Below are 11,990 nucleotides of genomic sequence, written 5' to 3' on the forward strand. Positions count from 1 at the left end.
GCTGTCCGGTATCGCCACTCAGCATGTCGCTACGCTGGAGGCGATCTCCGCCGCGAAGGAGCGGCGGGCCGGACCAGGAGTCACCACCGTGACCAACGTCTTTGGGCCCTCCCACAAGGATGTCAGCCCTGAAAGCGGCCAATCGCGCCACGAGCAGGTCGTCTTCTGCTCTGACGAGCAGAGCGGCCTTCGAGCCATCATCGCCATCTACAACACCACCCTCGGCCCCGCGCTCGGAGGCACGAGGTTCTACCCCTACGCGAGCGAGCAGGAGGCCCTGGCCGACGTGCTCAACCTCTCGCGGGCCATGGCCTACAAGAACGCCCTCGCGGGACTCGACCACGGCGGCGGCAAGGCCGTCATCATCGGCGACCCCGCGACGGACAAGAACGAGGCCCTCCTGCGGGCCTTCGGCAGATTCGTCGAATCCCTCAGCGGGAGATACATCACCGCCTGCGACGTGGGCACCTACAGCGAGGACATGGACCTCATGTCCCGTGAGAGCCGCTTCGTCACCGGCCGTACGGTGGCCAACGGCGGTGCGGGCGATTCCTCCGTGCTCACCGCCTTCGGCGTGTTCCAGGGCATGAGGGCCGCTGCCGAGCACGCCTGGGGCGCCCCCACGCTCCACGGGCGCAGGGTCGGCGTCGAGGGGGTCGGCAAGGTGGGCCACCGCCTCGTCGACCACCTGATCGAGGATGGCGCGGAGGTTGTGATCTGCGACGTCGACGAGCGGGCCGTGGAACGGGTCAAAACCCGCCACCCCGGCGTCGAGGTGGTCGCGGACAAGGGCGCTCTGACCAGGGCCGACATCGATGTCTACGCTCCTTGCGCGCTGGGCGGCGCGCTGGACGACGAGACCGTGGGCCGGCTCGCCGCGAAGATCGTCTGCGGCGGTGCCAACAACCAGCTCGCCCACCTCGGGGTGGAGAAGCAGCTCGCCGAGCGCGGCATCCTGTACGCCCCCGACTACCTGGTCAACTCCGGCGGCGTCATCCAGGTCGCCGACGAGCTCCACGGGTTCTCCATGGAGCGGGCGAGGGACCGGGCCACGCGGATCTACGACACCGCCCTCAAGATCTTCGGCCTCGCCGAGGAGGAGGGGGTGGCCCCGGCGGTCGCAGCGGATAAGCTGGCAGAGCGCAGAATGTCGGAGGTCGGGCGAATTCGGGGCATTTGGCTGGGCCGGTGACCCCCCACTCCCATACGACGTACCGAGCTGAGCGCAAAACAGGTACGGTAATAGGCGAACGAGAAGCTGACGCCTGAAGTCAGGCGGCGTCAGTGTGTGATGCGTCAGCGACGAGGGGTCGAGCTACGACCCCGCATGAGGGGGTCGAGCCGATGGGGCGCGGCCGAGCCAAGGCCAAGCAGGTGAAGGTTGCCCGCCAGTTGAAGTACAACAGTGGCGGCACCGATCTCGAACGTCTGCGTGAGGAGCTCGGAGTCGGTCATGACTCCACCCACGACGACGACGCTTACAACGAGCTCGCCGAGCGTTACGCCGATTACGCCGACGATGGAGGCGATGGCGGCGATGAGGACTACCCGGAGCACGGGAAGTCCGGTCGGCGTTAGGGATTGTCATCCTTGTGAGGTGAGGAGACACCCGGTGGTCAACCCGCCGGGTGTCTTCTCCGTCGGCGTCAAGGCGTCACTGGGCCGTCGGTCAGTGGATCGTCGGCCGGTGGGGCGTCGGCGTCATCGGCGTCAGTGAGCGTCAGTGAGCGTCAGTGTCATCGGGCGTCGGTGGGTTCGCGTCAGTGGGTCCGCGCCCGCGGTGCGGACCCACGCGCGGGCGGCTCAGCGATAGCTCGCGACGCCCTCTCCGGGCACGATCTCGCCCATCACCCAGGTGGGCAGGTTCCGTGCGGCCAGTGCGGCAAGGGCGGTGTCCACCGCGTCCGGGGCGACGACGGCGCAGAAGCCGACGCCGAGGTTGAACGTGTTGTCCATCTCGGCCTGCGGCACCTTCCCGTGGCCGGCGAGCACCTCGAAGATCGGTGGCGGCGTCCACGAGGAGCGGTCGAGAACGGCGTTCAGGTGGTCCGGCAGGGAACGCGAGAGGTTGTTCGCGATCCCCCCACCGGTGATGTGCGCATATGCGTGGACATCGACGGTCCGGGCGAGTTCGAGGCAGTCCAGGGAGTAGATCCTGGTCGGCTCAAGCAACTCCTCGCCGAGCGTGCGCGACAGCTCGGGGAGCTCGGCCGAAAGGCTCAGCTCCGCCGTACGCACGACGTGCCTGACCAGCGAGTAACCGTTGGAATGCACACCGGAGGAGGCCAGGCCGAGCACCACGTCGCCCTCGCGCACCCGGTGCGGGCCGAGCAGCCGGTCGGCCTCGACCACGCCGGTCGCGGCGCCCGCGAGGTCGTATTCGTCGGGGTCCATCGCGCCCGGGTGCTCGGCGGTCTCCCCGCCCACGAGCGCGCATCCGGCGAGCCGGCAGCCCTCGGCCACCCCGCCCACGATCTCGGCGACGCGCTCGGGGACGACCTTGCCGCACGCGACGTAGTCGGTCATGAACAGGGGCTCGGCCCCGCACACGACCAGGTCGTCCACCACCATGCCGACCAGGTCGATCCCGATCGTGTCGTGCTTCCCGAGGGCCTGGGCGATCATGACCTTGGTGCCCACACCGTCGGTGGAGCTCGCCAGGAGCGGGCGCCGGTAGCGAAGGAGCGCCGAGGCGTCGAACAGCCCCGCGAAACCGCTGGCCTCCGTCACCACCTCGGGCCGGGTCGCCCGCGCGACCTTCTCCTTCATCAACTCGACGGCCCGCTCACCCGCCTCGATGTCAACACCGGCGGCGGCGTAGCTGGTCATACTTTGGCCTCCAGAACGTATTTGCCCACGTTGTCCTGATCAATGGGGATCGGGTAGGACCCGTTGAAGCAGGCCCGGCACAGCCGGTTCTCGGGGATCGTCGTGGCCTCGGTCAGCCCCTCCAGGGAGATGTACCCCAGGGAGTCGGCTCCGAGGGAGGCTCTGATCTCCTCGACGCTCAAGGAGCCGGCGATCAGCTCGGCCCGCGTGGCGAAGTCGATGCCGTAGAAGCACGGCCAGGCGACCGGGGGAGAGGAGATGCGGACGTGCACCTCGCGGGCGCCGGCCTCGCGCAGCATCCGCACGATGGCCCGCTGGGTATTGCCGCGCACGATCGAGTCGTCCACCACCACCAGCCGCTTGCCCGCGATCACCTCGCGCAGCGGGTTGAGCTTCAACCGGATGCCGAGCTGGCGGATCGTCTGCGACGGCTGGATGAAGGTGCGACCGACGTAGGAGTTCTTGACCAGGCCCTGGCCGTACGGGATGCCGCTTTCCTCGGCGTATCCGATGGCGGCGGGAGTGCCCGACTCGGGCGTCGGGATCACCAGGTCGGCCTCGACCGGGTGCTCCTTCGCCAGCCTGCGGCCCACCTCGACCCGGGTCACCTGCACGCCGCGGCCCGCGATCGTGGTGTCGGGACGCGCGAGGTACACGTATTCGAACAGGCAGCCCTTCGGCTCGGCCAGCGCGAACCTGCGCGACCGCACCCCGCGCTCGTCGACGCTGATCAGCTCGCCGGGCTCGATCTCGCGGACGAACGTCGCGCCCACGATGTCGAGCGCCGCCGTCTCCGACGCCACCACCCAGCCGCTCGACAGGCGGCCCAGCACCAGCGGGCGGACACCCTGCGGGTCGCGCGCGGCGTACAGCGTCTTCTCGTTCATGAACACGAGCGAGTACGCGCCCCGCACCTGCGGCAGCAGTTCGGCGGCGGCCTCCTCGACCGGTCGGCCGTCCCGCGCCAGCAGCGTCGTGAGGACCTCGGTGTCGGTCGTCGCCCGCGTGGTTCCCGGTTCGAGCCGGGCCGCCAGCTCGGGCGTGTTGATCAGGTTGCCGTTGTGCGCGAGCGCGAGCCCGCCCACATCGGTCGAGCTCAGCGTGGGCTGAGCGTTCTCCCAGACACTTGAACCGGTCGTGGAGTACCGGCAGTGGCCGATCGCGATGTGGCCGCGCAGCGTGCCCAGCACCGACTCATCGAAGACCTGGGCGACCAGCCCCATGTCCTTGTAGATGAGGATGCGTGATCCCTCGCTGACCGCTATGCCCGCGGACTCCTGGCCGCGGTGCTGCAGCGCATACAGCCCGTAGTAGGTGAGTTTGGAGACTTCCTCGCCCGGAGCCCACACTCCGAAGACGCCGCAGGCGTCTTTCGGTGAGCGGTCGTCAGGGTCCAGATCATGGCCCAGTCGGCCGTCGCCCTTAAGCACGTACTTCAGTCTAGGTCGGACTCTTCCGTGCTCGCACATCCGGGTCCCAGCGCTCCGTCTTGTCACACTCTGGACCAACCCTCGCCTTCGTTTTGCCGTGTCACAGCGGTTGGGGTCAGCCGTACGGGGGATCGTGGGTTAAGGATCTTCACCGCGTGCCGCGAGACGCCGTCCGGGCCCGGCTGGAACGCGCCCATCAGGTCGAAGTCGACCTTGAGCACACAGGGCGCCCCGGCCTCGGCCAGGTGCGAGAGCACCGTATGAGAGCACCGTGTCCGCCGCGCCGACAGGTCGGGAGACTCAGACGTGAAAACGCCAGCGGATCAGCCGTGGAAGGGTCCACAGGGCCACGACTCCGGCGACGACACCGGTGCCTCTCGCGACGCCTGGAGCGCCGACCGGGAGCCCGAGGACTCCTCGGGGCCCGACGCCGAACGCGTCCGCACCGGTTCCTCGGACGCGCGCTCCTCGGACGCGCGCTCCTCGGACGCGCGCTCCTCGAACTCGCCGTGGTCCTTCCCCGACCGCGAACGGTCGCCCCGGGGCGACGTCAAGGTGGCGGGCCACCGCATCGACGACACGCCGGGCTCCGCGCCGGCGTGGTGGGAGACGATCCCTGAGGGCGAAGGCGAGAAAACCATCGAGTTCGAACTCGACTTCGCCGAACAGCGGACCCACCCCCAGGCCGAGTCCCACCAGCCCCACCCCGCACCCGGCTCGACCCCCGCCGCCTATCCCGGATGGCGCAACGCCACCGAGACCATGCCATACGAGGTTCTCGTCGCCGGAGGCACCGCAGACATGCCGTCCACTTCCACTGGCCCATCCCGCTACGACCCGCCCACTGCGCGCGTCGGCCGCCACAGCGTCACGGGCCCCACCGAATCGCTCCACGGCCCGTACCACCTCGCCACCCCCACCGGCTCCCATGCCGCGCCGTACGGCACCGGCCAGGTGGCCGACGGCCAGGCCGCGTCGGCCGCGGCCTCGACCGGCTCCAACGTCGCGGCGACACCCGCGCAGGCCGCCATGGGCCCCGCTGAGACCGTTCCAGGGGGCCGCGCGCCTGACAGGGCCGACGGCGGTTCCTCCGCCTCAGCGGGCGCCTCAGCGAGCCCGGCGAAGGGCTCCGCCGCCGCGGGCACCTCCGGCGGCGCCGACGTGCCCGGATCGCCGGTCGGCCCCGGTAGTCCAGGGGCACCAGGGGCACCAGGGGCACCAGGTGGACCCGGCTCGCCTGGAGCGCCGGGCGGGCCCGGGGGGCCCGGCGTGCCTCCGTATGGCGGCCCGCCCCCGTTCCCACCTCCGGCCGGCGGCTATCCCCAGGGCGGCCGGCCCCGGCAGGAACCGGGCGGCGGTGGGCTCGCCACGGCGGCCCTCATCCTCGGCATCGCGAGCATCTTCCTGCTGCCGATCTTCGGCATCGGCGTGCTCTTCGCCGTCGTGGGCATAATCCTCGGCATCGTCGCGGCCACCAAGCGGGCGGGCAGGGGCCGCGCGATCGTCGGCATCATCCTCAGTGCCGTAACCCTCTGCCTCGCCATCGTCGGAGTGGTCTGGTTCACCACGACCTTCGGCGACTGCATGAACATGCCCACCCAGGATCTGATGCAGCGCTGCATCGAAAGCAAACTCGGCGGCCAGAGCCCCCCGGCCTCCTGACGCACCCGGACGGGGAGGTCCAGGGGCACCCCGGCCCACGGGCGCGTCTCAGTCCACGGGCACGCCTCAGTCCACGGGCACGTAGGGCGACAGGTCCGCTCGTGGCCCGCTCGCGCTCGTCGCCGGCCGTATGACCGCCTCGGCCCAGGTGAGGCGGCCCGTGGCCAGCTCGATCCATGTCCTCGGGGCCATCTCGATGACGTTGGGCGGCGTGCCCCGCGTGTGGCGGGGCCCCTCCACGCACTGCACGGCCGCATAAGGCGGCACACGCACCTCCACCGAGCGTCCCGGGGCGCGGAGCGCCAGCCGGTCAAGCAGGTGGCGCACCGTCAGCCGTACGGCGTCGCGCTCCGGGTCGGCTCCGCCGTCATAGGCGCGCGCCACCGCCGCGACCAGGGTGGCCAGCACGTGGTCAAGCCGATCGGGCCCGTCGTAGGGAGGTTCGTCCAACGCGATCAGCTGCGCGTCGAGAGCGGCGCGAACGGTGTCGAGGTCGAGTCTGCGGGGTGGCACACCCCCATCCTGCCGTCGTTCGCCGGGGGGCGCCCACACGGCCGGAACGGCACCGCCGTGGCCCCGTGCTGTGGTCGCCGCCACGGCCGGGCGCTGTGGCCGCAGCCGTGTTCAGCGGGCGCGGCGGCGCAGGCGGTCCAGGCCGTGGATGACGACGCGGCGGCCGGTCGTAGGTGGGCCGCCTCATCGGCGGTCAGCATTTCCAGGAAACCTCCTGCCTCCAAGGAGGGTTTCACCTGGTCGTCGTACGGATTCGCCGGCGTCATGTCAGGCTCGTAAGAACGTAGGCGTGCACGGGCTGGCTCTTCCCCTTTAAATGCAGGTCGCCGAGCGAACGTGCCGTGGCCGCGCCGCCGAGGAGGTCACGGGTGGTGGAGCCGATGACGACGGTGCCCGGTTCGGCGAGCGTTTGAAGCCGGGCGGCGACATCGACGCAGTCGCCCATGGCGTTGAAACTGCGGAGCTGAGGGCTGCCGATGTTGCCGACCAGGGCCGGTCCGGTGTTGATACCGACGCGAAATAGCGGCCATTCCAATTCTCGCAGCAGACCGGCCCGCTGCTCTTTCAGAACTTTGGCGGCGAACTGCTCGGCCGCGGCCTGCAGAGAAAGCGCCGCCCGGGCCGCGGCCCGGGCGTGGTCGGGCTGCCGTGCGGGAGCGTTGAACAGGGCGAGAAGGGCATCGCCGATAAACTGCACAATGGTTCCCCCATTGTCCAGAATGCAGGGCACGGCCGCCGTGTGATAGCGGTTCAGCATGTCGACCACCTCCCCGGAATAAACCTCTTCGGAGAACGAGGTGAATCCCTTCAGATCCGCGAACAACGCCGTCAATTCGACGAGTGAGCCGCCGAGTGCGGCCTGCGCGGGATCGGCGAGCAGTGACGCGGCGACATCCGGCGACATGTATTGCCGGAACAACGTCCCGAGCTCCTGATAGAGCCTCCCGTTCTCCAGCGAGATGGACATCTGGCCGGCGAGCGTCTCGGCCGGCGCCTCGTCGTGCGGCGTGCGCCCGACCGGCACCTCAAGCACCCCGGCGAGCTTGTCCTTCACCGCGGGCACGCGGAAGTTCACGCACGGGACGACACGCTTCCGGCGTCGGGGCCGTGTCCGCGTCGGCGGTAGCCGTACCGGATCCTTAGAAAACACGCGAGGCGGCCGGGAGGTCCCGGCCGCCTCGGTAGGAGCGTCGGACGTCAGCCGAAGATCGCCGGCAGCGTCGCCTGGTGGGTCTGGCGGAGCTCGTCCACGGGGATCTCCAGCACGTCCTCCACGACGAGCGAGGCGCCGCCCGTCACGCCGAGGCCGTAGCAGGCCACGTCGTGCTTGTGGCACAGCTCCACGAACTCGGCGAACGCCTCGGGCTTGACGGCCGCGAGGGCGCGGGCGCTCGACTCGCTGAACAGGTCGACGAACGCGTCGTCGCCGGGCAGGGAGACCGTGCAGCCGACGCCTTGGGCGAGGCACGCCTCGGCGAGGGCGACGGCCAGGCCGCCGTCGGACAGGTCGTGGGCGCCGGTCAGCAGCCCGCGGGAGGCCGCGGCGGCCATGACCTTGGCGAGGGCCTGCTCGGCGGGCAGGTCGGCGGCGGGCGGTAGCCCCCCGAGGTGGTCGTGGGCGACCTGCGCCCATGCCGAGCCGCCGAACTCCTCGTGGGTCTCGCCGAGGAGCACGACCCGCGCCCCTTCCTCGGTGAATCCGCTGCGGACCCGGGTGCCGACGTCGTCGAGGACGCCGAGCACGCCGACGACGGGCGTCGGGTGGACGGCGGCGGACCCCGTCTGGTTGTAGAAGGACACGTTGCCGCCCGTCACCGGCACGCCGAGCGCGCGGCAGGCGTCGGCGAGGCCCCGGGTGGCCTCGGCGAACTGCCACATGACCTCAGGGTCTTCGGGGGAGCCGAAGTTGAGGCAGTTGGTGACGGCGAGGGGCACCGCGCCGGTCATGGCGACGTTGCGGTATGCCTCGGCCAGGGCGAGCTGGGCCCCGGCGTAGGGGTCGAGCTTGGCGTAACGCCCGTTGCCGTCGGTGGCGAGGGCGATGCCCCGGTTGGTAGTGGTCGCGCCGGGCATGATCTCGCCGATGCGCAGCACACCCGCGTCGGCGGGCTGGGCGAGCACGGTGTTGCCCCGCACGTAGCGGTCGTATTGCGAGGTCACCCACTCCTTGGAGGCGATGTTCGGCGAACCGAGCACCGAGAGCAGCGCCGCGCGCAGGTCGGAGGGGCGGGGGAGCATGGCGGGGTCGGCCGCGTTGAGCGCGGACTGGCCGGCGGGCTCGTGGAGCGGGCGCTCGTAGACGGGGCCCTCGTCGGCGGCGGTGCCGGGCGGGATGTCCACGATGGTCTCGCCGTGCCACGTCATGACCAGGCGGCCGGTGTCGGTGACCTCGCCGATCACGGTCACCGGGATGTCCCACTTGTTGCAGATGGCGGTGAACGCATCGATGTCGTCGGGCGTGACGACGGCCATCATGCGCTCCTGGGACTCGCTCATCAGGATCTCCTCGGGCCGCAGCGTCGGGTCGCGCAGCGGGACGAGGTCGAGCCGGACGTCCATGCCGCCGGTGCCCTTGGCGGCGAGCTCGGTGGTGGCGCAGGACACGCCGGCCGCACCGAGGTCCTGGATGCCGACGACCACGTCGGCCTCGAACAGCTCCAGGCAGCACTCGATCAGGAGCTTCTCCATGAACGGGTCGCCGACCTGGACGCTCGGGCGCTTGGCCTGCGACTCCTCCTCGAAGGTGGCGCTCGCGAGCACCGAGGCCCCGCCGATACCGTCGGGGCCGGTCAGCGCGCCGAACAGCACGACCTTGTTGCCGGGGCCGGGGGCGGTGGCCAGCTTGATCTTGTCCTTGCGCAGGAGGCCCACGCAGAGGGCGTTGACGAGCGGGTTGCCGATGTAGCAGGGGTCGAAGGCGACCTCTCCGCCGATGTTCGGCAGACCGAGGCAGTTGCCGTACGAGCTGATGCCCTCGACCACGCCGGGCAGCACCCTGCGGGTGTCGGGGGCGTCCGCGGCGCCGAAGCGCAGGGAGTCCATCACGGCGATGGGCCGCGCGCCCATGGACATGATGTCGCGCACGATGCCGCCGACGCCGGTGGCCGCGCCTTGGTGGGGTTCGACGTAGGACGGGTGGTTATGCGACTCGATCTTGAACGTGGCGGCCCAGCCGTCGCCGATGTCCACGACGCCGGCGTTCTCCCCCATGCCGACGAGCAGGGCGTCGGACTTCGGGGCCTTGGTGCTGAACTGCCGCAGGTGCACCTTGGACGACTTGTAGGAGCAGTGCTCGCTCCACATCACGCTGTAGATCGCGAGCTCCGACGAGGTCGGCCGACGGCCGAGGATCTCGCGGACCCTCGCGTATTCGTCGTCCTTCATGCCGAGCTCGGTGTACGGCTGGCGCTCGTCCGGCGTTTCGTGGGCGCGGCCGACGGTGTCGAGGGTCATGCGTTCACCAGAGCCTTCATGATGGAGGTGAAGAAGCCGAGGCCGTCGGTGCCGGGGGCGCCGGTGAGCTCTTCGACGGCGTGCTCGGGGTGAGGCATCAGGCCGATGACGTTGCCCGCCTCGTTGCGGATGCCGGCGATGTCGTTGAGGGAACCGTTGGGGTTGCCCACGTAGCGCAGCACCACCTGGCCGTTCGCCTCAAGCCCGGTGATGGTGGTCTCGTTCGCCACGAAGCGGCCCTCCCCGTGCTTGACCGGGATGACCACCTCCTGCCCCGGGGCGTAGTCCGAGGTCCACGGCGTGTCGACATTCTCGAAGCGGAGCTTCTGGTCGCGGCAAACGTAGTGCAGGCCGGCGTTGCGCGTGAGCGCGCCGGGCAGCAGGTGGGCTTCGCAGAGGATCTGGAAACCGTTGCAGGTGCCGAGGACGGGAAGGCCCGCCCGCGCGGCCGGGATCAGCTCCTCCATCAGCGGCGCGAACCTGGAGATCGCCCCGCAGCGCAGGTAGTCGCCGTAGGAGAAGCCGCCCGGCAGGAACACCGCGTCCACGCCCTTGAGGTCGTGGTCGGCGTGCCACAGAGGCACCGCCTCAGCCCCGGCGAGCCGTACGGCACGGGCCGCGTCTTGATCGTCAAGAGTCCCGGGAAACGTGACCACGCCTACCCGTGCACCACTCATGCCTGTCGCCTCCACACGCGAGTTTCCCTTCACACGCGTACGCCGCGCCCATGCCTCACTCGACGGACAGGGGTCTGCGGCGGTACGCCTCAGGCTATCCGACCCTCGCCCACACGCTCGCAAGCGAGGTGCGCCGACGGTCCAACGAGCCGTGCCTCCGGCCGGAACATGCGAGAACGCTGAGGTCACAGGCCTGTCGCGTCGGCCTGGCTATGCGATTCCGCTCACGGAGTAAGGGGGAGGGCGCGCATACGCGCCGAACGAGGGGGGTTCCGGGGGAAGGAGGTGTTCAGAGGCGTTCGGAGGCGTTCGGAGGCGCTCGGAGGCGCTCAGAGGCGTTCAGACGGAGGCGAGGACGCGGTGGTCGGTCGCGGCGCGGAGGGTGGCGTCGTCGTCCCAGTCGAGGTGCTTGAGCAGCCGGACGGTGGTGCCGAGGCCGGGCGCGATGTCGAAGGAGATGTCGTCGACGACGGACTGCATGATCAGCAGGCCCCGGCCGTTCTCGGTGTCGCTCGGGGGGTAGTGCTCGGGCACGCGGGGCAGGCCGCTGCCGTTGTCGATGATGCGGACGTCACATCGGCCGTGCCCGATGGCGGCCACGACCTCGTAGCGGTTGGCGGGGCCGCCGTGCCGGACGGCGTTGGCGCAGGCTTCGGAAACGGCGAGGAGGATGTCGGCGGTGCAGTCCTCTGTCACGCCGAGTGAACGCAATGCGTCGCTCAAAACCCGGCGAACCATCGGAATGCCCACCGCATCCCGTGGAAGTGCCAACGAGAACTCAAAGTCCACCGGACCCCTCCCCGGCGCTGAACATCATCGTCGGAAGGTTTCCCCGTGGAATCAGGGCTAACCGCGAAATCACGTTGTTGTTATTCACTGTTGGCCGACCCGTGGCATTGTGACATGGGCTGAGCTGGCTTTACGCCGATATGCCGAGGTTTTCTCCACGGGATGAACCATCCTATTCCGCTACGCGGAGCGTGAAGTCCTCGATCACTGGATTGGCGAGCAGGGTCTCGGCCATCTTCCGGACCTCGGCCAGGGCGGCGTCGTCGGCGGGCCCTTCGAGATCGACTTCAAAGCGTTTGCCCTGCCGTACGGCTGAGACGCCCGCGAAGCCCAGACGGGGCAGTGCACGGGCAATCGCCTGACCCTGAGGGTCGAGGATCTCAGGCTTGAGCATGACGTCCACGATGACGCGCGCCACGGTCTTCCTCCTGATGGGGCGGGGGTTATCAGAGCCCGTACAGCCTAACGGGCGGGATGGGCCGCTCGTCCTTCACCCCTTGTGACGCTCCAAAGATCTACGGCAATGCCGTTGCGAGGTATGCAAGTGGCGGAAAACGTCCATTGTGGACCGTGACGAAGATCTGGCAAGACCGTTGTCCAGCCATACGACTTGAAGGGAAGAAATGCCTGGTAGGAC

Annotated in this window: 11 protein-coding genes; 3 read left to right on the forward strand and 8 right to left on the reverse strand. The window is 69.7% G+C overall.

Features of this window, described 5'->3' with window-relative positions; all coding sequences use genetic code 11:
- Positions 1-88 precede the first annotated feature (88 nt).
- Positions 89-1,192 carry a Glu/Leu/Phe/Val family dehydrogenase gene (locus tag BLQ73_RS24335; RefSeq protein ID WP_218126002.1) on the forward strand — a complete coding sequence of 368 codons (1,104 nt, stop codon included), beginning with the start codon at positions 89-91 and terminating at the stop codon, positions 1,190-1,192.
- 152 nt (positions 1,193-1,344) lie between these two features.
- Positions 1,345-1,578 (forward strand): DUF3073 domain-containing protein, encoded by a 234-nt coding sequence (locus BLQ73_RS24340; protein ID WP_093173728.1) that lies wholly within the window; start codon positions 1,345-1,347, stop codon positions 1,576-1,578.
- 225 nt (positions 1,579-1,803) lie between these two features.
- On the opposite strand, the gene purM is transcribed toward BLQ73_RS24340, so the two are convergent.
- Both purM and purF read right to left on the reverse strand, forming a co-directional pair.
- Entirely contained in the window at positions 1,804-2,829 is a 1,026-nt protein-coding gene (gene purM / locus BLQ73_RS24345; protein WP_093173730.1) for a phosphoribosylformylglycinamidine cyclo-ligase, read from the reverse strand.
- Positions 2,826-4,259: an amidophosphoribosyltransferase gene (gene purF / locus BLQ73_RS24350; protein ID WP_176955646.1), complete on the reverse strand. Its 1,434-nt coding sequence runs from the start codon at positions 4,257-4,259 to the stop codon at positions 2,826-2,828. The genes purM and purF overlap by 4 nt, the downstream gene beginning before the upstream one ends.
- A 306-nt stretch (positions 4,260-4,565) precedes the next feature.
- On the opposite strand from purF, the gene BLQ73_RS24355 reads away from it, so the two are divergent.
- Positions 4,566-5,921 (forward strand): DUF4190 domain-containing protein, encoded by a 1,356-nt coding sequence (locus BLQ73_RS24355; protein WP_093173734.1) that lies wholly within the window; start codon positions 4,566-4,568, stop codon positions 5,919-5,921.
- Between the two features lie 66 nt (positions 5,922-5,987).
- Here the strand turns inward: BLQ73_RS24355 and BLQ73_RS24360 are convergent, their stop codons facing one another.
- The 6 genes from BLQ73_RS24360 to purS form a co-directional block, all read right to left on the reverse strand.
- Positions 5,988-6,434, reverse strand: a complete 447-nt coding sequence (locus BLQ73_RS24360) for a sterol carrier family protein (RefSeq protein WP_093173736.1) — start codon at positions 6,432-6,434, stop codon at positions 5,988-5,990.
- Positions 6,435-6,696: 262 nt separating this feature from the next.
- Positions 6,697-7,509, reverse strand: coding sequence for an adenylate/guanylate cyclase domain-containing protein (locus BLQ73_RS24365; protein ID WP_245691347.1), 813 nt, complete (start codon positions 7,507-7,509; stop codon positions 6,697-6,699).
- A gap of 122 nt (positions 7,510-7,631) precedes the next feature.
- Positions 7,632-9,887, reverse strand: coding sequence for a phosphoribosylformylglycinamidine synthase subunit PurL (gene purL, locus BLQ73_RS24370; RefSeq protein WP_093173738.1), 2,256 nt, complete (start codon positions 9,885-9,887; stop codon positions 7,632-7,634).
- Positions 9,884-10,564: a phosphoribosylformylglycinamidine synthase subunit PurQ gene (gene purQ, locus BLQ73_RS24375; protein WP_093173740.1), complete on the reverse strand. Its 681-nt coding sequence runs from the start codon at positions 10,562-10,564 to the stop codon at positions 9,884-9,886. The genes purL and purQ overlap by 4 nt, the downstream gene beginning before the upstream one ends.
- A gap of 339 nt (positions 10,565-10,903) precedes the next feature.
- Positions 10,904-11,302, reverse strand: a complete 399-nt coding sequence (locus BLQ73_RS24380) for an ATP-binding protein (RefSeq protein ID WP_176955648.1) — start codon at positions 11,300-11,302, stop codon at positions 10,904-10,906.
- Positions 11,303-11,525: 223 nt separating this feature from the next.
- Positions 11,526-11,771, reverse strand: a complete 246-nt coding sequence (purS, locus tag BLQ73_RS24385; protein ID WP_093173743.1) for a phosphoribosylformylglycinamidine synthase subunit PurS — start codon at positions 11,769-11,771, stop codon at positions 11,526-11,528.
- Positions 11,772-11,990 lie beyond the last annotated feature (219 nt).

The organism is Sinosporangium album, from assembly GCF_900100605.1.
Taxonomy (GTDB): Bacteria; Actinomycetota; Actinomycetes; order Streptosporangiales; family Streptosporangiaceae; genus Sinosporangium; species Sinosporangium album.

Excerpts from the sequence above, each read along its gene's own strand:
- purL (WP_093173738.1), bottom strand. The coding sequence starts at position 9,887 with ATGACCCTCGACACCGTCGGCCGCGCCCACGAAACGCCGGACGAGCGC.
- BLQ73_RS24380 (WP_176955648.1), bottom strand. The coding sequence starts at position 11,302 with ATGGTTCGCCGGGTTTTGAGCGACGCATTGCGTTCACTCGGCGTGACA.
- BLQ73_RS24340 (WP_093173728.1), top strand. The coding sequence starts at position 1,345 with ATGGGGCGCGGCCGAGCCAAGGCCAAGCAGGTGAAGGTTGCCCGCCAG.
- purQ (WP_093173740.1), bottom strand. The coding sequence starts at position 10,564 with ATGAGTGGTGCACGGGTAGGCGTGGTCACGTTTCCCGGGACTCTTGAC.
- purM (WP_093173730.1), bottom strand. The coding sequence starts at position 2,829 with ATGACCAGCTACGCCGCCGCCGGTGTTGACATCGAGGCGGGTGAGCGG.